Source organism: Neisseriaceae bacterium CLB008, assembly GCA_041228285.1.
Lineage (GTDB): Bacteria > Pseudomonadota > Gammaproteobacteria > Burkholderiales > Neisseriaceae > JAGNPU01.
On record CP166133.1, the window covers coordinates 895034 to 920200 of the forward strand.

General features: G+C 54.1%; 20 protein-coding genes and 1 tRNA gene. 17 read left to right on the forward strand and 4 right to left on the reverse strand.

Features of this window, described 5'->3' with window-relative positions; translation table 11 throughout:
• Positions 1-14 precede the first annotated feature (14 nt).
• The 5 genes from corA (at position 15) to AB8Q18_04050 (ending at position 4726) form a co-directional block, all read left to right on the forward strand.
• The gene (gene corA, locus AB8Q18_04030) at positions 15-1094 is read left to right on the forward strand and encodes a magnesium/cobalt transporter CorA (protein XDZ52226.1); all 1080 of its coding nucleotides are present in this window, start codon (positions 15-17) and stop codon (positions 1092-1094) included.
• Between the two features lie 86 nt (positions 1095-1180).
• Positions 1181-1588: a hypothetical protein gene (locus AB8Q18_04035; GenBank protein XDZ52227.1), complete on the forward strand. Its 408-nt coding sequence runs from the start codon at positions 1181-1183 to the stop codon at positions 1586-1588.
• Between the two features lie 61 nt (positions 1589-1649).
• Entirely contained in the window at positions 1650-2093 is a 444-nt protein-coding gene (locus AB8Q18_04040; protein XDZ52228.1) for a DUF411 domain-containing protein, read from the forward strand.
• Between the two features lie 34 nt (positions 2094-2127).
• Positions 2128-3714: a multicopper oxidase family protein gene (locus AB8Q18_04045; GenBank protein XDZ52229.1), complete on the forward strand. Its 1587-nt coding sequence runs from the start codon at positions 2128-2130 to the stop codon at positions 3712-3714.
• A 127-nt stretch (positions 3715-3841) separates the two neighbouring features.
• The gene (locus AB8Q18_04050; GenBank protein XDZ52230.1) at positions 3842-4726 is read left to right on the forward strand and encodes a DMT family transporter; all 885 of its coding nucleotides are present in this window, start codon (positions 3842-3844) and stop codon (positions 4724-4726) included.
• Positions 4727-4764: 38 nt separating this feature from the next.
• On the opposite strand, the gene AB8Q18_04055 is transcribed toward AB8Q18_04050, so the two are convergent.
• A complete protein-coding gene (locus tag AB8Q18_04055; protein ID XDZ52231.1) occupies positions 4765-6006 on the reverse strand; it encodes a dicarboxylate/amino acid:cation symporter in 1242 nt (413 codons plus the stop codon).
• Between the two features lie 406 nt (positions 6007-6412).
• Here AB8Q18_04055 and AB8Q18_04060 point away from each other — a divergent pair, with 406 nt between their 5' ends.
• The 5 genes from AB8Q18_04060 (at position 6413) to AB8Q18_04080 (ending at position 13960) form a co-directional block, all read left to right on the forward strand.
• Positions 6413-7348, forward strand: a complete 936-nt coding sequence (locus AB8Q18_04060) for a LysR substrate-binding domain-containing protein (protein XDZ52232.1) — start codon at positions 6413-6415, stop codon at positions 7346-7348.
• A 159-nt stretch (positions 7349-7507) separates the two neighbouring features.
• Entirely contained in the window at positions 7508-8755 is a 1248-nt protein-coding gene (locus AB8Q18_04065; GenBank protein ID XDZ52233.1) for an aspartate aminotransferase family protein, read from the forward strand.
• Between the two features lie 3 nt (positions 8756-8758).
• On the forward strand, positions 8759-11845 hold the full coding sequence (locus tag AB8Q18_04070) for an FAD-binding and (Fe-S)-binding domain-containing protein (GenBank protein XDZ52234.1): 3087 nt from the start codon (positions 8759-8761) through the stop codon (positions 11843-11845).
• A gap of 24 nt (positions 11846-11869) precedes the next feature.
• Positions 11870-13273, forward strand: a complete 1404-nt coding sequence (locus AB8Q18_04075; protein ID XDZ52235.1) for a VOC family protein — start codon at positions 11870-11872, stop codon at positions 13271-13273.
• Between the two features lie 162 nt (positions 13274-13435).
• Positions 13436-13960 carry a hypothetical protein gene (locus AB8Q18_04080; GenBank protein XDZ52236.1) on the forward strand — a complete coding sequence of 175 codons (525 nt, stop codon included), beginning with the start codon at positions 13436-13438 and terminating at the stop codon, positions 13958-13960.
• Positions 13961-14294: 334 nt separating this feature from the next.
• On the opposite strand, the gene AB8Q18_04085 is transcribed toward AB8Q18_04080, so the two are convergent.
• Positions 14295-14570, reverse strand: coding sequence for a hypothetical protein (locus AB8Q18_04085; GenBank protein ID XDZ52237.1), 276 nt, complete (start codon positions 14568-14570; stop codon positions 14295-14297).
• A 161-nt stretch (positions 14571-14731) separates the two neighbouring features.
• Here AB8Q18_04085 and AB8Q18_04090 point away from each other — a divergent pair, with 161 nt between their 5' ends.
• A complete protein-coding gene (locus AB8Q18_04090; protein XDZ52238.1) occupies positions 14732-15409 on the forward strand; it encodes a helix-turn-helix domain-containing protein in 678 nt (225 codons plus the stop codon).
• Positions 15410-15581: 172 nt separating this feature from the next.
• Here AB8Q18_04090 and AB8Q18_04095 read toward each other — a convergent pair.
• Positions 15582-15658: transfer RNA gene (locus AB8Q18_04095), tRNA-Met, on the reverse strand.
• A gap of 255 nt (positions 15659-15913) precedes the next feature.
• The gene (locus AB8Q18_04100) at positions 15914-16498 is read right to left on the reverse strand and encodes a TetR/AcrR family transcriptional regulator (GenBank protein ID XDZ52239.1); all 585 of its coding nucleotides are present in this window, start codon (positions 16496-16498) and stop codon (positions 15914-15916) included.
• Positions 16499-16728: 230 nt separating this feature from the next.
• On the opposite strand from AB8Q18_04100, the gene AB8Q18_04105 reads away from it, so the two are divergent.
• The 6 genes from AB8Q18_04105 (at position 16729) to AB8Q18_04130 (ending at position 25062) form a co-directional block, all read left to right on the forward strand.
• A complete protein-coding gene (locus AB8Q18_04105) occupies positions 16729-17901 on the forward strand; it encodes an isovaleryl-CoA dehydrogenase (protein XDZ52240.1) in 1173 nt (390 codons plus the stop codon).
• A 31-nt stretch (positions 17902-17932) separates the two neighbouring features.
• Positions 17933-19540 (forward strand): carboxyl transferase domain-containing protein, encoded by a 1608-nt coding sequence (locus AB8Q18_04110; protein XDZ52241.1) that lies wholly within the window; start codon positions 17933-17935, stop codon positions 19538-19540.
• Positions 19541-19555: 15 nt separating this feature from the next.
• Entirely contained in the window at positions 19556-20344 is a 789-nt protein-coding gene (locus tag AB8Q18_04115; GenBank protein ID XDZ52242.1) for an enoyl-CoA hydratase/isomerase family protein, read from the forward strand.
• Positions 20345-20366: 22 nt separating this feature from the next.
• Entirely contained in the window at positions 20367-22394 is a 2028-nt protein-coding gene (locus AB8Q18_04120) for an acetyl-CoA carboxylase biotin carboxylase subunit (GenBank protein ID XDZ52243.1), read from the forward strand.
• Positions 22387-23277 carry a hydroxymethylglutaryl-CoA lyase gene (locus AB8Q18_04125; protein ID XDZ52897.1) on the forward strand — a complete coding sequence of 297 codons (891 nt, stop codon included), beginning with the start codon at positions 22387-22389 and terminating at the stop codon, positions 23275-23277. The genes AB8Q18_04120 and AB8Q18_04125 overlap by 8 nt, the downstream gene beginning before the upstream one ends.
• 117 nt (positions 23278-23394) lie before the next feature.
• Positions 23395-25062, forward strand: coding sequence for an AMP-binding protein (locus tag AB8Q18_04130; protein XDZ52244.1), 1668 nt, complete (start codon positions 23395-23397; stop codon positions 25060-25062).
• Positions 25063-25167 lie beyond the last annotated feature (105 nt).

Sequence of the window (25167 nt, forward strand, 5' to 3'; positions counted from 1 at the left end):
GGAAGGATGGCTCTATGTCTAAAGCGCGCGTGACGGCGCAGCAGCGCGTTGGCCACCATGAAGTCGGTTTGCCGGTTCGACAGGCTACCGGCGCCATGCCAGAAGCGTTTGTGCGCCGAACCGTCTACGATCAAAACGATGTGGCCGTGACCGAATATGCGCCCGAGGTGTTTTTAAGCACGGTGGCGCCCACGGTGACCACAGGCCAAACTCAGTGGCTGCACTTTGTCGGCGTCAAGGACGGTGCGATGTTGGCCCAGATGCTGGCACCGTTTCAGATTCACCCGCTGGTGGTGGAGGATATTTTGACCCGCCAGCAGCGCCCTAAAATTGAAGAATACGAAGACTATTTGTTTTTTGCTGGGCGGGTGTTTGCCTATGAGGGCAATCGGCTGGTCGGCGATCAAGTGTATTTAATCGTGGGCGAAGGCTTTGTGCTGACGTTTCAAAATCGGCCCCTCGGGTTGTTCTCCGAAATTCACAATAGATTGATTCAAAATAAAGGCCTGCTCCGACAAGAGGACGCCGAATTTTTGGCCTATTACTTGATCGATCGCATGGTGGACGACTGCTTCACCGTTGTCGATGAATTTTCAACAAAAGTTGAAACCATAGATAAAAGTATCTTCGCTAATCAGGCGCGTGACGATGTGCTGAAAACCATTTATCGGCTTAAACGCGACGGCGTGCGTCTACGTAAATCGATTTATCCTCTGCGAGAGGCCTTAAGCCGCTTGGTGCGCGATGATATTTGGTTTCGTAAAGAGGCGAAAGTGTTTTTACGCGATGCCTATGACCACAGCGTTCAGCTGATCGAAACGCTAGACGCCACCCGCGACTTATTAGTCGGCATGATGGACGTGTATCTGTCCTATCAGTCTAACCAGCTGAATAAGCAAATGCGGCTACTCACCGTGATCACCCTGATCTTTATGCCGCTGACCCTAATCACGGGGATTTATGGCATGAACTTTGACCACATGCCTGAGCTGCATTGGCGCTATGGCTATTTTGCGGTGTTGGGCGCGATGGCGATGATGGTGTCGGCGATGGTGGTGTTTTTGTATCGCCGCCGATGGCTGTCGCCGAACTAATGGACGCATGAAACATTGCGCTGCATCAGCTAATACAGGCAGCTTACTCGTGTGGTTTGCCGTGTTTATGTTATGATGTGGCTCTGATGATCCCTGTGAGAGCGATTGTGCGCCTGTCTCATTTTCTACAAAAGCTAGGCTTTTTAAGCTTAACTTTACTCATGATGACGATGTTTGTCCCCAGCCTAATGGCCGGGGCGATGGCGCACGGCCCTCATTTGCCTGCTCACGAGGCCAGCATGGCCGCCATGACAGATTGCCACGAGATGGCTGCGCCCCTCGCTGACTGTTGTGACGATGCGACCACCAGTAACGGCAGCAACCCTTGTGCCATTGCCTGCCTCAGCATGGCCGGTACCTGCATGGCGCCGGTATTGCCGATGGCGAGCCTTGATCTACCCATCACACCACCAATGGTTTTGCCCGCATGGGCTGGTGAAGAACCGTTTGCTTCTATCTCTGGCGTCCCTGATACGCCGCCCCCTAAAGCCTGATTCTGTTTGTTTTAATACGTAATTTACAACTTATTTAATCAATCAGTATTAGGAACTCAATATGAACACTCGTTTATTGGCCCCTGCGTTGGGCTTGCTTTTGGCCGCCCTTACCCTACCTGCCGTTGCGGCACCGATTGCGGCCACCGTCCATAAAAGCCCTTACTGCGGCTGTTGCCAAGAATACATCGACTATTTGAAAAAAAATGGCTTTGCGGTCAAAGCCGTCAATCATGAGAATATGTCGATGGTACAAAAGCGCTTAGGCACGAACCAAGCGGCCAGCTGCCACACCGTTGAGGTGGGTGGCTACGTAGTAGAAGGCCACGTGCCCGTGGCGTCGATTCACAAACTTCTAAAAGAAAAACCAAAAAACCTTAAAGGCATTGCTTTACCTGGGATGCCCCTCAACTCGCCCGGCATGGGGCCTGAGAAGAAGGGCAGCTTGAAAATGGTGGCCTTAGACAAACAGGGTAAGCCTACGGGCATTTACGACGTGCGCTAAGCCAAAATCAAGATCAACCAATAAAGGAAGCAATATGAAACGACGCGATTTTTTAAAATACGGCGTAGGCGCTGGTGTGGCCGCCACAGGCGTTTTTGCCTGGGCGCGCTCTGAGCGCATGAGCGGTATGGGCCATCAGATGGGCCCAATGGGTGGCATGAACCATGATATGGGCAGTATGGGTGGCATGAATCATGACATGGGCGGCATGCAGGGCATGGGCCACGGTCGACAGAACCTCATGCCGGTGAGTGCCATGGCTGCCGGCGCGCCTTTGGCGGCTTTGGCCCTGTTGCCGAACCGCAGCCGCAAGCTAGGCCTGTTTCAAGCCAAGCTAACCGCCAAGCCGGTGCGGGTGACCTTGGCCGGTGGTAAGGAGACGGAGCTATGGGCCTATAACGACAGCGTGCCTGGCCCGCAGATTGTGGTGACGGAAGGCGATCGGGTGGAGATTTTATTTGAAAATCAGCTCAGTCAGCCGACCACGGTGCATTGGCATGGGCTACCGGTGCCGTCTGATCAAGATGGCAATCCGCAAGACCCAGTGGCGCCAGGGCAGAGCCGTACCTATGCGTTTACCGTGCCCGAAGGCAGCGCTGGCACCTATTGGTATCACCCCCATCCGCACGGTCATGTATCGGAACAGGTGGCACATGGCCTAGCGGGCACTTTCATCGTCAAGGCCAAGCAAGATCCGCTGGCGCATTTGCCTGAGCAGCATTGGCTGATTTCCGATTTACGTTTAGACGCCGACGGGCGCATCCCTGAAAACACCATGATGGACTGGATGAATGGGCGCGAAGGCCAGTTTGTGTTGATTAATGGCCAGCGCGAGCCAAGCATTAATATCAGTGGCGAACACCGGATTCGGATTTGGAACGCCTGTGCCGCCCGCTATTTGCGTCTGCACATACCCAACTGCGAGTTTATCTTACTTGGTACTGATGGCGGCCTGCTGGAAGCGCCGCAGGCACCGGTGGGTGAGCTGTTCTTATCGCCTGCAGATCGAGTGGAAGTGGTGGTGCGCACTCGCCAACCCGGCACGCACGCCTTGCAAAGCCTGTATTACGACCGCAGTAAAATGATGGTGCAAGAAACCCCGTATACCCTGACTTTGGGCCAGGTAACGGTGGGTGCCAAAGTGGCGGCGCTGCCGCGTAGGCTGCGCAAAATCGACGATTTGGGGCCAGTGGTGGCGCGTAAACGGGTTGAGTTCAGCGAAGAAATGGGCGGCATGGGCGGCAACCATATGATGGGGAGCGGTGGCATGGGCCAGTCGATGTTGGCCAATATGTTTAAGGTCAACGGCAAAACCTATGACATGGCGCGCATAGACCTGACCAGTAAGGTTGGTGAGGTAGAAGAGTGGACGGTGTTTAATAACTCCCACATGGACCATCCCTTCCATTTGCACGGCACGCAGTTTATGGTGATCAGCCATCGCCTGAATGACCAAACCGTAGCCGCGCCTTATCGAGCCTATCAAGACACGGTGAATCTGCGGCCATACGAGACTATTGTGTTTAAAGTGGTGCAGCGTGACCGAGGGCTACGCATGTTCCACTGCCATATTTTGGAGCACGAAAACCTCGGCATGATGGCTAATCTCAATGTAGTGTAAGTCCTGCTGTACCAAAGCCAAGCGATTGCTTGGCTTTTTTGATGGCTGCTTGTCTTGGGCGCTATCGGTTCGTTGTGTGAAGGCGCATACTTCCTAATCATAGATGAATCAAACCAAGGTGTTTAACGTGTCCTATTTATTGTTGGCGGCGTTTTTATGGGGAACCTCGTTTATCGCCGGTAAGTTCGCTTACGAACTGGCCGATCCTATTTTAGTGGTACAGCTGCGGCTCGTGATCGCGGCCGTGCTGATGCTGCCCATTTTTATACGCAGCTGCTGGCAAATTCCTAAGGCCTTATGGGGTCGAGTGGCCTTTTTGGCTTTTTTAACGTTTCCAGCCACCTTTCTATTACAGTTCATTGGGCTCAAATACACCTCAGCGGCCAGCGCCGCCACCATGTTGGGCATTGAGCCACTGCTGCTGGTGATGCTGGGCCATTGGTTTTTTAATGAGCCGGCCAAGCGCCATGATTGGGCGCTGAGCCTATTGGCCTTTGTGGGCGTGGTGCTGGTGGTAGGCTTGGGCAATCGAGCGGCGGTATCGGTATGGGGCTGTTTGCTGGTATTGGCTTCGGCGGTAGTGGCCGCCATCTGGATTCATTTATCGCGTCGGCTGTTGAAAACGGTGTCGCCACAGGCTTATACGGCCGCCACCATCGTCTTGGGTGCGGTATTATGCTTGCCGTTTACCTTATTGTTGACGCAGGATTGGCAGCTGCGCCCCAGCGCTTCAGGCATCGCCGCCTTGTTGTATCTGGGCATCGGCTGTAGCCTGGTGGCCGGTTGGGCTTGGAATAAGGGCTTGTTGAGCGCGCCCACCAGCGTGGGAGGGATTTTCTTAGCCTTAGACCCAGTATTCGGTGTGGGGCTGGCCATGCTGCTGTTGGGCGAGCGCTTGGGTGCGACGGGGCTGCTGGGCGTGTTGTTGGTTCTGAGTGCCGCAGGGCTGTCGGTGTGGATACAGGTGCGTGCGAGCAGTACTGCGGCAGGCAAAAAAACAGCCAAGCGTTGAAAAACGCTTGGCTAAAGGTACAACATGTGAAAAGAGGATTACTCGGTTTTGGCGGCGACGTTTGGGGCCGCCGGTTCGCTTAGCCCCATCTTGGCGGCATGACGGCGTTCAGACTGATCCACCATTTTGGCGGCGACCAGATCGCCTGTGACGTTGCCTAGGGTGAAAATCATGTCGACCAAAACGTTGATGCCGGCGGTTAAGGCCACGATTTCAATCGGTAGGCCTGCTTGAGCAAACACGATCGACATACCGATTAAGCCTGCGCCGGGTACGCCCGCCGTGCCCACGGCAGCCAAGGTACCAATCACCACGATGGAAATTAATTCGGGCACGCCTAGATGCACGCCGATGATCTCAGAGGCAAACACCACGCCCACGCCCAAGCGAATGGCGGTGCCGTTCATGTTGACGGTGGCGCCAATGGGCAGGGTCAGTTTGGCAATGCGCTCGCCAATGCCGGCTTTTTCGGCCGCACGAATGGTTAGGGGTAGGGTGCCTAAGCTGCTACAGGTCACGAAGGCGGTTAATACAGCTTCTTTAATGTCACTGTAGAACTTGAATACTTTGACGCCCCATAGCTTCAAAATAATCGGATACACCACGACCATCAACACAATCACCCCGATGTAAGACGTCAGTACGAATTTGCTCAGCGCAATCACCGTGTCCATGCCTTGGCTGCCAATGGTGGCGGCGGTGATGCCGAACACGCCGATGGGGGCATATTCCAAGACACCGTTTAAAATCTTGAGGGCCACTTCGTTGGCGGCTTCGGTGAACTTCATTAAGGTGTTGCCCATTTCGCGCTGGGCTTCATCCTGAGAGTAGCGCATATACAGCATGGATAAGCCAACCAAAATGGCCACAAACACCACCGACAGAATATTGCCGTCGGCAAAAGACTTGATGATGTTGGTCGGAATCATCTCGATTAAAGTATTTAAAAAGCTAGGACGTTCAGGCACGCTGACGCTGGCGTCGACGGGCATAGATAGGCCTGCGCCAGGATTCATGAGCTTGGCGATCACAATGCCTAGGCCGACGGCCACGCCGGTGGTCACCAAGTAAATGGGGAATACTTTGGCGCCAATGCGGCCCAGTTCTTTAGGGTCTGAGTGGTTAACGGCGACAACGAGGGAAAGAAAGATCAGCGGAATCACGACCATTTTCAATAGGTTCATGAAAATTTGGCCCAGTGGTGCCAAGAAGCTGTTGGCCGGCCCAAAGGCTAGGCCGCAAGCAAGGCCCAGCACAAAGCCCACCGTAATTTTGAGCATGAAGGATTTGCTCTTGTACCACTGCCAGAGTTTTAGCATCGTGTGTTCTCCTGAATGAGTGTGTTTTTATTATTTTATTGTTTTGTTGGCATTTTATATGAAATATAAAATCTAATTTTGTTGATTTATTGCATTAAAAAATAAATTACGGCATATTGCCGTAGCCGCTTTTTATTGACTTAGATCAAAAGCGCCACTTAGATTAGGTTAAAACCCAGTTTCAAGACAAGCGAGCTTTATTCATGTGTTCATTCCGTTTTGGATTGCACGAATGTAGGAATCGAGATAAGCTTAACGCCGAGAAATAGCAATAAAACTAATACAATCAAATATGTATAATAAAAACCACAATAATAACAATGAATTGACGTCATGAGCAAAAGCTTGTTGGCGTAGGAGAAACCACATGAGCCGTTTAGGCATATCAAGAAAACAAGTCCCTTCTATGGCCGCGCTACAGTGTTTTGAAGCATCGGCGCGCCACCTGAGCTTCACTCAGGCCGCAGAAGAACTCCACCTCACCCAGAGCGCCGTCAGTAAACAGGTGGCGCAGCTAGAAACCACGCTACAGACCAGCCTGTTTCGGCGCGTGCGTAAGCGCTTAAAGCTGTCGCCGGCAGGGGCACTGTATTTGCCAGAAGTGCGTAAAATTTTAGGCCAAGTCGAAGTGTCAACGCTGTATATGTTGTCCTACGGCAGCGAAACCGAAGTGCTCAGCGTAGCCGCTCACCCAACGTTTGGTGCGCGGTGGCTGATTCCGGCCCTTAAAGACTTCTACGATCTGTATCCCAATATTCACCTCGATATGCGCGACTACGTCCAACCGTTTGATTTGGCTAAGGCGGGGATCGACGTGGCTTTTTTATTCGGCAGCGGTGCTTGGCAAGGGGTGGAATGCGTCAAGGTGTTTGATGAATGGATGGTGCCGGTGTGCCACCCCGACGTGTTAAAAGGGCAGACGATCAACAAGGCGGAAGATTTAGGCCAATACGTCTTACTACAGTGTCAGTCACGCCCAGCGTCGTGGTACACCTACTTTGCCAGCCAGTCGGTGGAGGTGAATCGCTGCTATCAAGGGCCACGTTTTGAAACCTGGTCGGCCTGCATTCGTGCCGCCGAAGCAGGCTATGGCATGGCCTTAGTGCCTAAGTTCTTGGTGGCGGATGAGCTGCAAAGCGGTAAATTGGTGTCGCCGTGGGCGTATGAGTTGCCCAGCAATGGCGCTTACTATTTGGCCTATGAAGAGCACGCCGCCGACATGCCCAAAATCAAGAAGCTGGTGTCGTGGTTGAAAGACCACTTATTATTGCAAACTTCGCCAGAATCGGAAAAAAAGGAATAATACAAAGCTTTTTTTTCGTTTGAACCTCTGCTGGGATTCTGGTCTGATAGGCACTCATCGCGACATCGACGCTCGATGAGCCATTAGATGACCAGAATAAAAGTACTGTGCCCTAAAAATAAATCCGCACAGAATACCCACATCAAGAGGATTCACACCATGCCAAGCAAGCAAATTAGCCCCGCTTTGTCTATTGTTCACCCCATTATGCTGTCTCATGGCCTCAACGCCACCGTCTGGGATCAGGACGGTAAGTCGTATATCGACTTTATCGGCGGCATTGGGGTGTTGAACCTAGGCCATTGCCATCCTAAAGTGGTGGCCGCCATCACCGAACAGGCACAAAAGCTGACTCATTATGCTTTTAATGCCGTCCCTCATCAGCCTTATGGCCTGTTGATGGAGGCTTTGTCGGCTTTTATTCCCTCCTCTGTACCCTTCATGGGCATGCTCACCAACTGTGGCGCTGAAGCCACGGAAAACGCCTTGAAAATTGCCCGTATTCACACCAAACGCACCGGCGTGATTGCGTTTGATGGCGGCTTTCATGGCCGCACCTTGGCTTCATTAAACCTCAACGGTAAAGTCGCCCCTTATAAGCAAGGCCTAGGTGCGTTACCGGGCCCGGTTTACCACATTCCTTTTCCTAGCCAAGACAATGGCGTCAGCAGCCAAACCGCTAAAGACGCATTGGCGCGCTTAATGGCGGTCGAAATCGACATCAACGAAGTGGCGTGTATCGTGGTTGAGCCGATTCAGGGCGAGGGTGGTTTTCAATTATTAGACCCTGAGTTTGCTCAGTACCTGCGTGCATTTTGTGATCAACATGGTATCTTATTGGTGTTGGACGAAATTCAATCCGGATTTGGCCGTACCGGCACGCGCTTTGGCTTTGAACGCCTAGGCATCGAGCCTGATCTATTGCTGTTGGCCAAAAGCATTGCCGGCGGCATGCCTTTAGGCGCCGTGATGGGCAAGCCTGAGTTTATGGTGAATCTACCTAAGGGCAGCCTCGGCGGTACTTATTCAGGCAACCCTGTTTCTTGTGCGGCGGCTTTGGCCAGCATCGAAGTGATGTCTGAAGGCGATCATTTGGCCCTGTGGGGGCAACGCTATCAGGCGGCGGTTGAGCGCCATCACGCTGCTTGGCAGGCGGCCGGCATTCGCTGCGTGGGTCGCTTGACCGGCGTGGGCGCCATGCGCGGCATCGAATTGCTGAATGACGAAGGTGGCCCTGGTACTGAAGTCTTAGCCCGTGTATTGAATCGCGCCCGCGAACGTGGCTTGCTGTTGATGCCTAGCGGCAAAAACCGCCACATCATCCGCCTTTTGGCGCCCCTAACCATTGAGCCCGATAGGCTTGAACAAGGTTTGAGCCTGTTGGGTGAGTGTCTCGCAGGTAATTAAAACATGAAAATCGCGCACATTAACGTGCCCAAAGCGCCGCAGGCGGCCGTCTATCAAGCCTTCTTAAAGGCAGTGGCGGCCCACGGCTTTAAGGGCGAGATTGAACAAGACTACGCCAAGCGTATTGTGTTCTCGACCGATAACTCAGTGTATCAGCGCTTGCCGCAGGCCACCGTGTTCCCGCGGGACACGGCTGATTTGGTGTGCCTGGCGCGTTTGGCCGCTGATTCGGCCTATACCGCCGTGGTGTTGACCGCGCGCGGTGGCGGTACGGGCACCAACGGCCAGTCTTTGACCGATGGCATCGTGGTCGACGTGTCTCGCCATATGAATCAGATTTTAACCATCGACGCCAAGGCGCGCACCGCCGTGGTGCAAGCAGGCGTGGTGAAAGATCAGCTTAACGCTGCGCTTAAACCTTATGGCCTCTTTTTTGCGCCAGAGCTGTCGACCTCTAATAGAGCCACCATTGGCGGCATGATCAATACCGACGCCAGCGGCCAAGGCAGCTGTACCTATGGTAAAACCCGCGACCACGTTTTGGGCTTAAAAACGGTTTTACTGGGTGGCACCGTCTTAGAAACGGCGGCTTTAAATGCGGCGGAATTGGCCCAGGAGCAGGCCCAGACAGGGCTAGTCGGCACGCTGTATCAAACCGTTGATGCCTTGGTGAGTGAGCACGCCGAGGCGATCGAGGCCACGTTCCCTAAGCTGAACCGCTGTCTTACGGGCTACGATTTACCGCACATTAAAGAGGATGGGGTGTTTAACCTCAATAATCTATTGTGTGGCTCAGAAGGCTCTTTGGGCTTTGTCACCGAAGCCAAGATTAACTTATTGCCCATACCGACCCATCAAATCTTGGTCAACATTCGCTATGCCGATTTTCAAGCCGCGCTACGTGATGCCAAAGCTTTGATGGCCCAGCGGCCGCTGTCGATCGAGACCGTGGATTCAAAAGTATTGCAGTTGGCTAAGGCCGATTTTGTGTGGCACAGCGTGGCCGAATACTTCCCGGATAATGCCGACGGCAGCGACACGCTGGGCATCAACCTAGTGGAGTTTTGCGGCGATGATTTGCCGGCTTTACAGGCGACGGTGGCGGCGTTTATTCAGCATTTAGACAGCGACACCACCGTCGCCCGCCTAGGCCATACGCTGGCAGTAGGCGCTAAAGCAGTGAACACCGTATACGGCATGCGTAAGCGTTCGGTGGGGCTATTGGGCAACGTGAAGGGTGAGGTGAGACCGCAGCCGTTCGTGGAAGACACGGCGGTTCCGCCTGAACATTTGGCCGATTATATTGCCGAGTTTCGCGCCGTCTTGGATGAGGCGGGTTTGGCCTATGGCATGTTTGGCCACGTGGATGCCGGCGTCTTGCACGTGCGCCCCGCGCTAGACATGAAAGACCCCTTGCAGGCGGCTAAGGTGCGTGACATTACCGACCAAGTCGTCGAGCTGGTGCATAAATATGGTGGCGTGCTGTGGGGCGAACACGGTAAGGGCTTGCGCTCTGGCTATGCGCCTAAGTTTTTTGGCGCCGTGTATCCAGTGTTGCAGCAGATTAAAGCCTTGTTTGATCCACACAATCAGCTCAATCCAGGCAAAATCGCCACCCCCAGCAGCATGCCGAATGCGCAGCTGACTCAGGTGGATGAAGTGCCGTTTCGCGGCGACCTCGATCGCCAGATTGCAAAAAAAGTATGGTATGGCTTTCAAAGCGCCGTGCACTGTAACGGCAATGGCGCTTGCTATAACTATGACGTCAACGACGCCATGTGTCCGTCGTGGAAGGCCACGCGCGACCGCATGCATGCGCCTAAGGGGCGGGCATCTTTGGTGCGCGAATGGTTACGCCTACAGGAACAGGCAGGGGTAGACGTGTTGGCCTGTGCGCCCGACGCACAAACCACTGGTTGGCTGGGTGCGGTTAAGGCCAACTTGGTGCGCGTGGGGCATTCATGGCGCAGCCCGCGGGCGCAAAAAGACGATTTTTCTCATCAAGTGTATGAGGCCATGAGTGGCTGCCTGTCGTGTAAGTCTTGCGCCGGTCAGTGTCCGATTAAGGTCAACGTGCCCGATTTTAAATCGCGCTTTTTATACCTATACCACACGCGTTATTTACGGCCGTTAAAAGACTACGCCGTCGGTGCCCTTGAATACACCTTGCCGTATTTGGCTAAGGCGCCAAAGCTGTACAACGCCGCCCTCAGTAATGGCGTGGTGGATGGCCTGATGCGTCGAGTGGTGGGCTTGGTGGACAGCCCTAAAATGAGCACGCTGCCCTGGGCCGACTTGCTGGCGCAGCATCAGGTTCAAGCCGCCACCGTGGCTAATCTGGCGCGATTGAGTGAAGCCGAAAAGGCGCGCAGCATCGTGTTGGTGCAAGACGCGTTCACCCGCTATTTTGAAACCCCGTTGCTGGCCGATTGGATGGCCTTGCTGAAGGCTTTAGACGTGCGCATCTTTCTGTTGCCGTTCATGCCTAACGGCAAACCGCTGCACGTGCATGGTTTTTTGAGCCAGTTTAAAAAGCTGGCGCGGCGCAATACCCAAGTCTTAAACCAAGTGGCCGAAGCCGGCATCCCGCTGGTGGGGATGGATCCGGCCATGACCTTGGTGTATCGACAAGAATATGTACAGGTATTGGACAGCAGCCTGGCGCAGCCAGAAGTGCTGCTGCCGCAAGAATGGCTGAGCCGATTGCTGGCGGCGCAGGTCAACACAGTGACGGCCGACGCCGAGCCGTATTATTTACTGGGTCACTGCACTGAAAAAACCAATGCGCCCGAAGCCGCCCAGCAGTGGGTGAGCCTGTTTGCTGCCTTTGGTTTGAAGCTGGTACCTATGGCCAGTGGCTGCTGCGGCATGTCTGGTACCTATGGCCATGAGCGCCAACATCAAGAGACGTCTGCCACGATTTATCAGCAGTCTTGGCAGCCGCTGGTGGCTCAGCATGGACCGTCGGGGCGCCTGTTGTCGACGGGCTACTCTTGTCGCAGCCAGGTCAAGCGAATGAGCGACCAAACATTGAATCACCCTTTACAAATTTTGTTAAAAAATGTGCAAGGCCTAAGCGCCGAAGCCTAATTGATGAACACACTTGGAGAACCCATGTCACACACTGCCTTTTTGTCGCCCGATTTGATTCGTGCCAAATTTTCGGCCGCCATGTCGGCCATGTACCAAAACGAAGTGCCTTTATACGGCGATTTAATGAGCTTAGTGGCCGACGTGAATCAAACCACTTTGGCGGCGAACCCTGAGCTACATGCACGATTGGCGCAAACTCAAGAGTTAGCGCGCCTAGACGAAGAGCGTCATGGTGCCATTCGGGTGGGTACTGAGGCTGAGTTGAGTACCATTCGTCGCCTGTTTGCGGTGATGGGGATGTTCCCTGTGGGCTATTATGATTTGGCACCGGCCGGCGTGCCGGTGCATTCAACCGCTTTTCGTGCCGTGCATGAAGACGCATTGCGCGTGAGTCCGTTTCGCGTGTTTACCTCTTTGCTGCGCTTGGAATTAATCGATGATGAGGCCACGCGTACGGAAGCAACCGCTATTTTGGCCCGCCGTAACATCTTTACCGCCGAAGCCTTGGCTCTGATCGAACAGTGTGAGCAAGAGGGTGGTTTGAGTGAGGCCGATGCTGAGCGTTTTGTCGCTGCGGCTCTGGAGACCTTCCGCTGGCATTCCGACGCGACCGTGACCGCCGCACAGTATCAAGCCTTACATGACCAACACCGTTTGATTGCCGACGTGGTGGCATTTAAAGGCCCACACATCAATCATTTGACGCCTCGAACCGTCGACATCGATACCATTCAGGCCCTGATGCCGCAGCGAGGCATTAATGCTAAAGCCGTGGTGGAAGGCCCGCCTCGTCGCGAGTGTCCGATTTTACTGCGTCAAACCAGCTTTAAAGCCTTGCAAGAGCGCGTGCGCTTTACCGATCAAGCGGACGAGGGTGAGGTGGGTAGCCACACCGCGCGCTTTGGTGAGATCGAACAGCGCGGCGCGGCGTTGACGCCTAAAGGCCGTGCCCTATACGACCAGTTATTGAATGAGGCGCGTGCTGAAATTGGCGGTGCGCCGACTGAGGCTAATGCCGATGCTTATCGCGCTAATTTGGCCAAGCATTTTGCCGCCTTCCCAGACACCTATGCCGAAATGAGGGATCAAGACCTAGCCTATTTCGCCTATTACCCAACCGAAGCTGGCTTGGCTCGATCTGGCCAATTTGCCGCTGGCAGCAGCGTGGATGATTTGATTGCCGCAGGTGCGGTGATTTACGAACCCATCGTGTATGAAGACTTCTTACCCGTCAGCGCCGCCGGCATCTTCCAGTCTAACCTCGGTGGTGAAAGCCAGGCAGAATATGAAGGCACGTCTAGCCAAGCTCAGTTTGAAGCCTCTTTAGGTGCGCCGGTGTTTGACGAATTACGCATGTATGCCGACTCATCTGAGCGTTCTTGGGCTTTATGCCGTGAAGCGCTCAAGCTGAGCGAGGCGGTTTAGTTTCTCTGCATCACTGTTAAGTTGAACGTTGTTGCCGGTCATGGGCTTTGCTCTGACCGGCTTTTTTTTGTTTGCTCAGGCTCTGCCATGACTGCTGAGTGAGGGCGTAAGCGCTTGGGTTTGTGGTATAAAGCCTGATGCTACGGACAATAGGGAGACGAAATGAGCGCACGATTAGGGCTAATGCTGGGCATGGCCTTATGCAGTAGCTGGGCGCTGGGCGCGCCAGATCCGGCCACAGCCTATCTGAGCAAAATAGTAGACCCTCTGGGTGAGGTTTGCCATTATCAAAATCAGATAGGACAAATCATCGTGGCCGCGCGCCCGTGCGATGAAACCATTGATTACGTTAGTGATCTACACCGATTACCGTTTGCGCTGGTGTTTGATCAAGGCTGGCAGGCCTATGGGCCGAGCGGGGCGCACTTGTTTGAGGTGTTTATGTTTGACAACGGCCCAGACGAGCCGGCAGAAGGGCTGATACGCATTGAGCGAGCGGGGCGTTTGGGTTATGCAAGCGTGGCCACGGGCAAGATTATGGTGCCGCCTCTTTATCAGTGTGCGCTCCCGTTTCGCGATGGTTGGGCGCAGGTGGGTTTGCGCTGCCAAAAGGTGTATGAGCCTAGCGGTGAACATTGGTATTGGGAAGCGGATGAGTGGCTGCGGTTGCCGCATCCATCGTCGTGAGAGCGGCGTTTACCGTTAAGCCGTAGGGTGGGTCGAGACCCACGTGGTTTTGGTTTAGGTACGTTAAGAGTTGGCGGCGTGGGTAGGCTTCGCTTTACCCGCCCTAGGCGAGAGCAGCGTTTGCCGTTAAGTCGTAGGGTGGGTCGAGGCCCACGCGGTTTTGGTTTAGGTACGTTAAGAGTTGGCAGCCTGAGTAGGCTTCGCTTTAGCCACCCTAGGCGAGGGCAGCGTTTGCCGTTAAGTCGTAGGGTGGGTCGAGACCCACGCGGTTTTGGTTTGGATGCGTTCAGGGTTGGCGGCGTGGGCAGGCTTAGCCTTACCCACCTCGCGCGGCTTAGTGTAGAGAACGGCTGAGGCGCTCTTTTTGCTGTAGCAGCTTTTTCTTGGCGGCGGTGACCTGATTACTTAGGGCTAGGCGGCGGGCAAACGACACGCCCTGTTTTAATTCCCAGGCCAGCGCTTGATCGATGGCGCTTAGGCGCTGGTCAATGCTTTTGATTTTTAGCTTGGTGACCGTGCCCCAAAGCTTGCCCCAGCCGCTCGAGGCTTTTTTGCTGCTGCTTAATAAGCTTTTAACCTGAGTGTGGCGGTGTTGTGTCAATGTGGTCATGGTCACGTCCTTCGTTGTAAGCAGTTGCTGACGAAATAAGTCATCAAACTGTATCATTTCTAAAATAAATGTTACTATTGGTCCACAAATATTGGACATGACCATATTAGTACAAAATATGCGTACATGTAAGGCCTAAATTCAAATTATTGATCGAAAGTATGCAAATTATGGACAAAGAAGCTGATTTTGCCGCCATTGTGGCCAGAGTGAAGTCTTTGTATGAGGTCAATAAAGACAGCGACTTAGCCGCTGTATTGGGGGTTAACCGCCAAACGGTTTACTCCTGGAAGACCCGCAACGTCATTCCCCTCGAAAAGTGTATGCAAATTGCGACAGATCGCCAAGTCAGCCTGGATTGGATTTTATTTGGGCAAAACAGCACGGCGGTCGCTGCTGCGGCGGCCAATGATGACGATGCAGACTACGTCAGCGTGCCAATGTATGACGTCGCCGCCAGCGCTGGCTACGGCAGTTTTTTTAGCGAAGAGCAAATCGTGGACAAGCTGCACTATCTGGGCAGTTGGATTCGCGATGAAGGCCTGTACCCGAAAGATTTGGCCGTCATCACCATTGCGGGGGAAAGCATGTCGCCCACGCTGAATACCGGCGATGCGGTGCTGGTGAATATGGCGCAAAAAAAAGGCGACGGGGTATTTTTGCTGCGCGTGGGCGATGCGCTGCGGGTGAAGCGCCTACAGTGGCTATTGGATGGCTCAATTCGGGTGATTTCGGATAACCCGATTTACCCGCAGGAGGTTTTACAGCCCGAGGTGTTTGCTGACGAGTCGGTTGAGATCATCGGCCTGTGTCATTCGCGCCAGGGTAAGCTTAATTAAATCCAGCTAAGTCTGCTTGAGCGGTTCTGTCTTGAGGTGTTCAGGACAGAGCCGTTTTTTGTGTTCGACAGGATGGGATGGGTGTTGGATAATTCATACACGTGTTGGGCTTAGACGAAAAAATACCCTCCGAGGAGGGTATTTTTTATGGTCATCAACGTCATGACCTTGTTGGTTGCGGGGACAGGATTTGAACCTATGACCTTCGGGTTATGAGCCCGACGAGCTACCATGCTGCTCCACCCCGCGTTTGTTACGCTAAGTCTGAGTCTTGAAGCTCAAACTTTATTTATTTTTTGGTAATGGTGTGTTGCTTTTCTTTTTGGCCTAACGCCCGTCGTGATTCGACTGGGTGACAAGCGATCCTTGTGGGGGCTTGTGCTGGTTTGCTGCCAAGACGTGCATAATAGGCGGTTTGCTTTTTCTTGTCAAGCGTATTTGGCTAAATATGGGGTTAATTAACCAAATACCCGCATTGGGTGTCTGGTTTTTGCGACGGTAGCCCTAGGAAACGGCTTGGACGCAAAAGTCGGCAATGGCGTCGATGAGCTGGGTTTTATCGACGGGGTGAGCGTCCGGGTTGCTGATCGGCATGATCAGGGCTTGGGTCATCGAGCCGACGATGCAGGCGGCGCTGGCGTCGACGTCGATGGAGCGAAAGTCGCCGTCTTTAATGCCTCGGTGCAAAATATTTTTGAACACGTTTCCAAACAGCAGGTGGCAGCGCATCCGTTCGGTTTCAACCGCGGCACTGTCTAAGGGTTCGGCGATGAAGGCGTAGGCCAAGCGGGAACCTGCGAGGGCGCGGCTGGTAAAAGAGACAATGGCGGCGCGCAGGCATTCGCGTGCAGACTGCGGCTGGGCGGCAATTTCATCAAGAATGTCGATTTCTAACAGAACGGCGTCGGTTAAGATTTCTACCAGCAGCTGATCTTTAGACGAAAAATAACGGTAGATCAGGCCAGTGGACACGCCTGCTTCGCGTGCAATGCCTGCGACCTGTACGTCTTTGAATCCACCCTTGGCAATGATGCGGCGGGCGGCCTGGAAAATGATCTTTCTATTCTGGGCCAGTCTGGCTTCCATCATTGAAGATCGCTTGTAGGTTGAGGTGCGTTTTTCGGTCATGCTGGCATTATAGTTTAAACGCTAAATATAGTACATAAAATAAATTGAAATCAAATTATGAATTGCTATTCATTTTTTTGGATTACCCCTGTATAGTGAAGAGAACGAATAGGGCAAGCGCGTCGTTAAATGGCTACAGGCCAGACCAATGCCCAATAATGGCCAGACGATAAAGACAAAGGAGAACCATCATGATGTTGCAAACATTAGATTTTGGCATGGATGAAACCATTACCATGTTGCGCGAGAGCTTAGTAGGCTTTTGCGCCAATGAGATCGCCCCGCGTGCGGCGCAAATCGATCACGATAATGAATTTCCTGCCGACCTATGGCGCAAAATGGGCGACCTAGGCCTATTGGGCATGACCGTCAGCGAAGAATACGGTGGCAGCGGCATGGGCTATTTGGCCCACATCGTGGCGATGGAAGAAATTTCTCGGGCTTCTGCTTCAGTAGGGCTGTCGTATGGTGCCCACTCTAATCTGTGCGTGAATCAGCTTAACCGTAACGGCAATGCCGAGCAAAAGGCCAGATATTTGCCCAAATTGGTGTCTGGTGAGCACGTCGGTGCCTTGGCCATGTCTGAGCCCAATGCTGGTTCTGATGTGGTGAGCATGCAGCTACGGGCGGAAAAAAAAGGCGATGTGTATGTATTGAACGGCTCGAAGATGTGGATCACCAACGGTGGCGATGCCGACGTGCTGATCGTGTATGCCAAAACCGATGCACAAGCAGGTGCCAAGGGCATGACGGCGTTTATTGTTGAAAAAGGCTTTAAAGGCTTTAGCCACGGCACGCATTTGGATAAATTAGGCATGCGCGGCTCCAATACCTACCCCTTATTCTTTGACGATTGTGAAGTCCCGGCTGAAAACGTTTTAGGCACGGTTGGTGGCGGTGTGAAGGTGTTGATGAGCGGTTTGGACTATGAGCGTGCCGTCCTCAGCGGTGGCCCCTTGGGCATTATGGATGCCTGTATGGACGTGGTGATTCCGTACTTGCACGACCGTAAGCAGTTTGGTCAGGCCATTGGTGAGTTTCAATTGATGCAGGGTAAGCTGGCCGATATGTACAGTACCTGGTTGGCCTCTAAGGCTTTGGTGTATGCCGTTGGCCGCGCCTGCGATCAGTCCGACCACGCCCGTAGCCTGCGTAAAGACGCTGCTAGCGCCATTTTGTACTCTGCCGAAAAAGCCACTTGGATGGCGGGTGAGGCCATTCAGACCTTAGGCGGTAACGGTTACATCAATGAATATCCAGTTGGGCGCCTATGGCGTGATGCCAAGCTGTATGAGATCGGGGCGGGGACTTCTGAGATTCGCCGAATGTTGATCGGCCGTGAGCTATTTAACGAAACTGCTTGAGTCGGTGTTTAATTGATTAATGAGGTTTGCCATGAATGTTTTGAAATCCAGTATCAATCCCCGTAGCGACGAATTTCGCGTAAACGCTGAAGCCATGCAGCAGGCCCTAGCCGGCTTGAATGAGGTGGCGCACACGATTCAACAGGGCGGTGGCGAAGCCGCCTGCGCCCGCCACGAAGGTCGCGGCAAGCTATTGGTGCGTGAGCGTATTGACGTATTGCTTGATGAGGGCAGCAATTTCTTAGAGGTTGGCCAGCTGGCCGCCTGGGATATGTACGGTAATGAAGTGCCTGCGGCTGGCGTGATCACCGGCATCGGTCAAGTGCATGGCCGCCAGTGCATGATTGTGGCCAACGATGCGACGGTTAAAGGCGGTACGTATTACCCTTTGACGGTGAAAAAACACCTGCGCGCGCAAGAGATTGCCGAACAGAATCATTTGCCGTGTATTTATTTAGTGGATTCGGGCGGTGCCTATTTGCCGCTGCAGGATGAAGTGTTTCCTGACCGCGACCATTTCGGGCGTATTTTCTATAACCAAGCGCAAATGTCGGCCAAGGGCATTCCGCAAATCGCTGTAGTGATGGGCAGCTGTACCGCCGGTGGCGCCTATGTGCCAGCGATGTCGGACGAAACCATTATTGTGCGCAATCAAGGCACCATCTTCTTAGGTGGGCCGCCGTTGGTGAAAGCGGCCACGGGCGAAGTGGTCAGCACCGAAGATTTAGGCGGCGGCGACGTGCACACGCGAGTGTCGGGCGTGGCCGACTATTTGGCTGAAAACGACCATCATGCGCTTGGCTTGGCGCGCAATATTGTGGCCAACTTAAACCATGTAAAAACCCATGACTTAGACGTGAAGGCGGTACAGGCGCCGCTGTATTCTGCCGATGAGCTATATGGCGTGGTGCCTAGCGACACGCGTAAGCCCTACGATGTGCGCGAAATCATTGCCCGCATCGTGGATGGTTCAGAATTTGACGAATTTAAGGCTAGGTTTGGCACCACGCTGGTGACGGGCTTCGCGCGGCTGTATGGCCATCCGGTCGGCATCATTGCCAATAATGGCATTTTGTTCTCTGAGTCGGCCCAAAAAGGCACCCACTTTATTGAACTGTGCTGTCAGCGTGGCATTCCGCTGATCTTCTTGCAAAACATCACCGGTTTTATGGTGGGGCGCAAGTATGAGAATGAGGGCATTGCCAAAAATGGCGCCAAGCTGGTGATGGCTGTGGCCACGGCTAAAGTGCCTAAGTTTACGCTGATCATTGGCGGCTCGTTTGGTGCGGGTAACTACGGCATGTGTGGCCGCGCTTATTCACCGCGTTTCTTGTGGACTTGGCCTAATTCACGCATCAGCGTGATGGGCGGCGAGCAGGCGGCCAGCGTGTTGACCACGCTTAAGCGCGATGCGATTGAGAAAAAGGGCGACAGCTGGAGCGCTGAAGAAGAGCAGGCCTTTAAACAGCCGATTCGTGATCAATATGAGCATCAGGGCCATCCGTTTTATGCCTCGGCACGGCTGTGGGATGATGGCGTGATTGACCCGGCTCAAACCCGCCGCGTCTTGGGTTTGAGCGTGTCGGCGGCGCTGAATGCGCCGGCAGAAGCCACCCAATTCGGCGTGTTCCGAATGTAAGGCGAAGGAGTCGATATGTATCAGTATTTAGAAATCGAACGGCAAGGCCAGGTGACCCATGTGTGGCTCAATCGACCAGAGGTGGGCAATGCGTTTAATGCAGCGCTGATTGCCGAGTTAAACCAATGTTTTACTGAGCTGAATCACGATGAGATGACGCGAGTAGTGGTGTTGGGCGGCCGCGGCAAGCATTTTTCTGCCGGTGCCGACCTGAACTGGATGAAGGCGGCGGGCGAAGCCGACTTGGCCACCAATGTGGCTGATGCAGAAGCTTTGGCGCAGATGTTGGACAGCTTGGCCCGCGTCAATAAGCCCACCATCGCCCGAGTTCAGGGCGCGGCCATGGGCGGCGGCCTCGGCTTGGCGGCGGCTTGCGACCTCTGCGTGGCGTCTGAGAATGCCGTGTTCGCAACCTCGGAAGTGCGTTTAGGGCTCACGCCAGCGACGATTAGCCCCTATGTGCTGCGCGCCATCGGCGCTCGCCAAGCCCATCGCTATTTCTTGACCGCTGAAAAAATCAGCGCTGCCAAGGCCGAGCGCATTGGTCTGGTGCATGAATTGGCGGCCACGCCTGAGGTGATTGATGAAACGGTGGCGCAGCTGTGCAGCAGCCTGCTGGCGGGTGGGCCTGTGGCGCAAGCCGCGGCCAAAGCGCTGATTTTTAGGGTGAACAACCAAACCATTGATGCACCGCTGTTGGCCGATACCGCCCAGCGTATTGCCACTTTACGTGCGGGTGCCGAAGCGAAAGAGGGCTTGAGTGCTTTTTTAAGCAAGCGTGCCCCCGCTTGGCAAGCCGAATAACGTCGTCGTTTAAAGGAAGACCATGTTTAATAAAATTTTAATTGCCAACCGCGGCGAAATTGCCTGCCGTGTGATCCGTAGCGCTAAAAAAATGGGCATTGCCACCGTGGCCGTGTATTCCCACGCCGACGCCAATGCCCAGCACGTGAAGCTGGCCGATGAAGCCGTGTGTATTGGCCCTGCGCCAGCACGTGAAAGCTATTTGCAAATCGACAAAATCATTGCTGCTGCCAAGCAAACTGGCGCTCAGGCGATTCACCCTGGCTATGGTTTTTTGTCTGAAAATGAAGCCTTTGCCGAAGCCTGCCAAGTGAATGACGTGGTGTTCATTGGCCCGCCGGTGGCCGCCATCAACGCGATGGGCCTGAAAGCCACGGCCAAGGCGCTGATGGAAAAAGCTGACGTGCCGCTGACGCCTGGCTATCACGGCAGCAATCAAGATGCTCAGTTCCTGCATCAAGAGGCCGATCGCATTGGCTATCCGCTCTTGATTAAGGCCAGTGCGGGTGGGGGCGGTAAGGGCATGAGCCTGGTGGAGTCTTCGGATCAATTTTTAAATGCCTTAGCCAGCTGCCAACGCGAAGCCACGGCCAGCTTTGGCAACGCCGACGTGTTGCTGGAAAAATACATCAGCCGTCCACGCCACATTGAAGTACAGGTGTTTGGCGACAGCCACGGCAACTACGTGCACTTTTTTGAGCGCGACTGCTCGGTGCAGCGCCGCCACCAAAAGGTTTTGGAAGAAGCGCCTGCGCCTAACGTCAGCGATGAGCATTTGGCCGCCATGCGTGAAGCCGCCATCAATGCTGCCCGCGCCGTAGGCTATGTGGGTGCAGGGACGGTGGAGTTTATTGCCCACCAAAGCGGTGAGTTTTACTTCATGGAAATGAACACCCGCTTACAGGTAGAGCATCCGGTGACGGAAATGATCACCGGCGAAGACTTGGTTGAGTGGCAGCTGCGGGTGGCCTTTGGTGAGCCCTTGCCGAAAACTCAAGAGCAGCTGGGGATTCGCGGCCATGCGCTAGAAGCGCGGATTTATGCCGAAGATCCAGACAAAGGCTTCTTGCCGTCTACCGGCCAAATTGTCTACCTACATCGCCCTGAAACCAACGACTTTGTGCGCATCGACAGCGGCGTAGAAGAGGGCGACGTGATCAGCGCCTATTACGACCCGATGATTGCCAAACTCATTGTGTGGGGTGAAGACCGTGCCGAGGCATTGAACCGCATGCACCGTGCTTTGGGTGAATTTAATGTTTTAGGATTAAACAATAACATCAGCTTCTTACGGCGCTTAGTGGGCTGTGCCTCATTCACTCAGGCGGATTTAGACACCGGTCTGATTGAGCGTGAGCAAACGGCTTTGTTGCCGAATACTGAGCCGGTGGCTGCCAATATTTGGGGTTTGGCCAGCTTAGGCCTGCTGCTGCAACAGCAACAAGGTTGGCAGCAGGTGGCCCAAGCCGGTGCCGATGCCCAATCGCCTTGGCATCAGGCTGATGGCTGGCGCCTGAATGGCCACGTACGCCGTAAGCTAAACTGGCTGCATCAAGGAGAGCCGACCCAAGTCATCGCGCATTACCAAGGTCAGGGGCATTTTAATCTGTTGCTCAATGGCCAAGCGGTGACCGCGTCGGGCACGCTGAATGCAGAGGGAGAGTTGACGGCCGTCATCGCAGGGCAGCAGAAAAAAGCCCGAGTGGTGCGCCAAGGTCAGGTGCTGTGGGTGTTTGTAGACGGTGATGCCCATGCCTTTACCTATGTCGACCCTTACAGCGCCGTGTCAGAAGAGGCCGCAGGCAGCAATCATTTGGCGGCGCCGATGCCTGGCCAAGTGGTTAAAGTGTGGGTGAGTGCGGGCGATGTGGTGAAAAAAGGCGATGCCTTGATGGTGTTAGAAGCCATGAAGATGGAGCACACGATTACCGCGCCTGCTGACGGCATGATTGAGAGCGTGCTGTTTGCGGTGACCGACCAAGTGGCCGATGGCGATGAGCTGTTGGTGTTTGCTGAAGGCGAAAAGGAAACCAGCGATGTACCTGCCTAATAAAGTCAAAATAGTGGAGGTCGGGCCGCGCGACGGCCTGCAAAATGAGGCGCAACAGGTCAGCACCGAGGTCAAGCTGGAGCTGATCGAACGCTTGGGCGAGGCAGGATTAACCACGATTGAGGCGACGGCGTTTGTGTCGCCCAAGTGGGTGCCGCAGATGGCCGATGCCAAAGCCGTGATGGCTGGGCTTAAGCCGAAGGCGGGCGTGGCCTATCCGGTGTTGGCGCCTAATTTGCAAGGCTTTGAGGCGGCTTATGGCGCCGGCGCTCGCGAAGTGGCGGTGTTTGCGGCGGCGTCGGAAGCCTTCTCGCAAAAAAACATCAATTGCAGCATTGCCGAGTCGATCGAGCGTTTTGTGCCGGTGTTGCGCGCGGCGCAAAGCCACGGTGTGAAGGTGCGCGGCTATGTGTCCTGTGTTTTGGGCTGTCCGTACGAGGGCGAAATTGCGCCTGAGCAAGTGGCGGAAGTGGCCCAGAGATTGTTGGATTTAGGCTGCTATGAAATCAGCCTTGGCGACACCATCGGTGTGGGTACGCCGGTGGCCACCATGGGCTTAATCGACGCCGTGTCGAAACGGGTGCCGCTGCCGCAGCTGGCTGGTCATTTTCACAACACCTACGGCATGGCCATCGCCAATATTTTTGCGGCGTTACAAATGGGCGTGGCGGTGTTTGATGCGTCGGTGGCAGGCCTAGGCGGCTGCCCTTATGCTAAGGGCGCCAGCGGCAATGTGGCCACGGAAGACGTGGTGTATTTATTAAACGGTTTGGGCATCGACAGCGGCGTGGATTTGCCTTCGTTAGTCAGCACGGCACACTGGATCAGCCAAGCGCTGGGTCGAGCACCGGCCTCACACACGGCCAAAGCCCTGCTGGCTTAAGCCGGCTTGGGTAAGCAGCATCATAATAAAAGGCATGGCCATAAGCCGTCGCCTGACCTTAGTCCGTTGTGATGAACGGGTGTTATCTACAAAAGAGAACAGAAACAAGGAGTCACTATGAGTCAACTAAGCTATGTGAATGGTGCCAGCAGCACCCCTTTGATCGGGGTGACGGTGGGCCAATACTTTGATGAAGCCTGTGCGCGTTACGCCGAACATGAGGCTTTGGTGGTGCGCCATCAGAATGCCCGCTTGACCTATCGCGATCTGCAAGAGCAGGTCAATACCTTGGCCTGTGGCCTGCGTCGCCTAGGCTTAGTGGCCGGAGACCGCATTGGCATTTGGTCAACCAACTGCGTGGAATGGACGTTGATGCAGTTCGCCACCGCCAAGGCGGGGCTGATTTTGGTCAACATCAATCCTTCCTATCGCCGTACCGAACTTGAATACGCCATCAATAAGGTGACCTGTCGCGCCATCGTGATGGCCTCTGCGTTTAAAGACAGCAACTATAATGACATGATCTGTGATCTGGCTCCAGAGTTGGCCGATGCAGGCTCTGGCCCGCTACAAGCACAGCGGCTGCCTTCGTTGGAGTATGTGATCAGCATCAATAACGAACCACGCTCTGGTATGTTGAATTTTGCCGACTTGATGACTGCGCCCAGTGCCGAAGAGTTAGCCGCTTTGGCCGAAGTAGGCGCGTCTTTACAGTTTGACGACCCGATCAACATCCAGTTTACCTCTGGCACCACTGGCAGCCCTAAGGGCGCCACGCTGTCGCACCACAATATTTTGAATAACGGCTTTTTTTGTGGCGAAGGCATTAAGCTGCAGGCGCAAGAGCGGGTGTGTATTCCCGTACCGTTATACCATTGCTTTGGCATGGTAATTGGCAATTTGGCCTGTATCACTCATGGTGCGACGATGGTGTATCCGGCCGCCGTCTTCGACGCGGCCCAGACCCTTAAAACGATTGAAGAGGAGCGGTGTCACGCAGCCTATGGCGTGCCCACCATGTTCATCGCCATGTTGGATCATCCCGACTTTGGTCAATACGATTTGAGCAGTTTACGCACCGGCGTGATGGCGGGCAGTCCTTGCCCGGTGGAGGTGATGCGTCAAGTCATCGATAAAATGTATATGCGCGAAGTGACGATTTGCTACGGCATGACCGAAACCTCGCCGGTGAGCTTTCAAAGCGCGACCGACGACCCCATCGACAAGCGCGTCAGCACCGTAGGCCGCGCCCACCCTCATTGCGAAATCAAAATTGTGGATGAGCTAGGCAAAATCGTGCCGCGTGGCGTGGTCGGCGAGCTATGTACCCGCTCTTATTCGGTGATGTTGGGCTATTGGGGCGATGAGAAAAAAACCGCAGAAGCCATTGACGCTGCTGGCTGGATGCACACCGAAGATTTGGCCGTGCTAGACGATGAAGGCTATTGCCAGATGGTCGGCCGCATTAAAGACTTGGTGATTCGCGGCGGTGAGAACCTCTATCCGCGCGAAATTGAAGAGTTCTTATACACCCATCCAGATATTTTGGATGTGCAGGTGATTGGCGTGCCTGACACCAAGTACGGTGAAGAGCTGTGTGCTTGGATTGTGGTGAAAGAAGGCCGCAGCCTGACCGCAGAAGACATTCGAGGCTTTTGTGATGGCCAGATTTCACGCCAAAAAGTGCCGCGCTACGTGAAGTTTGTGGTGGAGTTTCCGATGACCGTTACCGGTAAAATCAAAAAGTTTGAGATGCGCGAAATCATGCAGGCCGAACTAGAATAAGCGGTTCAGGCCAATCAGACAGGCTCTAAATCACGCGTTGACGTGGTTTAGGGCCTGTTTTTTATGGGGCTTAGGCTAGGCGTGGTTAAGGCAATAGACCAGCAG

What these genes read in the sequence shown, in the direction of transcription:
- corA (XDZ52226.1), top strand. Translation starts at nt 15, where the DNA reads ATGTCTAAAGCGCGCGTGACGGCGCAGCAGCGCGTTGGCCACCATGAA.
- AB8Q18_04035 (XDZ52227.1), top strand. Translation starts at nt 1,181, where the DNA reads ATGATCCCTGTGAGAGCGATTGTGCGCCTGTCTCATTTTCTACAAAAG.
- AB8Q18_04040 (XDZ52228.1), top strand. Translation starts at nt 1,650, where the DNA reads ATGAACACTCGTTTATTGGCCCCTGCGTTGGGCTTGCTTTTGGCCGCC.
- AB8Q18_04045 (XDZ52229.1), top strand. Translation starts at nt 2,128, where the DNA reads ATGAAACGACGCGATTTTTTAAAATACGGCGTAGGCGCTGGTGTGGCC.
- AB8Q18_04055 (XDZ52231.1), bottom strand. Translation starts at nt 6,006, where the DNA reads ATGCTCAAAATTACGGTGGGCTTTGTGCTGGGCCTTGCTTGCGGCCTA.
- AB8Q18_04060 (XDZ52232.1), top strand. Translation starts at nt 6,413, where the DNA reads ATGAGCCGTTTAGGCATATCAAGAAAACAAGTCCCTTCTATGGCCGCG.
- AB8Q18_04065 (XDZ52233.1), top strand. Translation starts at nt 7,508, where the DNA reads ATGCCAAGCAAGCAAATTAGCCCCGCTTTGTCTATTGTTCACCCCATT.
- AB8Q18_04070 (XDZ52234.1), top strand. Translation starts at nt 8,759, where the DNA reads ATGAAAATCGCGCACATTAACGTGCCCAAAGCGCCGCAGGCGGCCGTC.
- AB8Q18_04075 (XDZ52235.1), top strand. Translation starts at nt 11,870, where the DNA reads ATGTCACACACTGCCTTTTTGTCGCCCGATTTGATTCGTGCCAAATTT.
- AB8Q18_04080 (XDZ52236.1), top strand. Translation starts at nt 13,436, where the DNA reads ATGAGCGCACGATTAGGGCTAATGCTGGGCATGGCCTTATGCAGTAGC.
- AB8Q18_04085 (XDZ52237.1), bottom strand. Translation starts at nt 14,570, where the DNA reads ATGACCACATTGACACAACACCGCCACACTCAGGTTAAAAGCTTATTA.
- AB8Q18_04090 (XDZ52238.1), top strand. Translation starts at nt 14,732, where the DNA reads ATGCAAATTATGGACAAAGAAGCTGATTTTGCCGCCATTGTGGCCAGA.
- AB8Q18_04100 (XDZ52239.1), bottom strand. Translation starts at nt 16,498, where the DNA reads ATGATGGAAGCCAGACTGGCCCAGAATAGAAAGATCATTTTCCAGGCC.
- AB8Q18_04105 (XDZ52240.1), top strand. Translation starts at nt 16,729, where the DNA reads ATGATGTTGCAAACATTAGATTTTGGCATGGATGAAACCATTACCATG.
- AB8Q18_04110 (XDZ52241.1), top strand. Translation starts at nt 17,933, where the DNA reads ATGAATGTTTTGAAATCCAGTATCAATCCCCGTAGCGACGAATTTCGC.
- AB8Q18_04115 (XDZ52242.1), top strand. Translation starts at nt 19,556, where the DNA reads ATGTATCAGTATTTAGAAATCGAACGGCAAGGCCAGGTGACCCATGTG.
- AB8Q18_04120 (XDZ52243.1), top strand. Translation starts at nt 20,367, where the DNA reads ATGTTTAATAAAATTTTAATTGCCAACCGCGGCGAAATTGCCTGCCGT.
- AB8Q18_04130 (XDZ52244.1), top strand. Translation starts at nt 23,395, where the DNA reads ATGAGTCAACTAAGCTATGTGAATGGTGCCAGCAGCACCCCTTTGATC.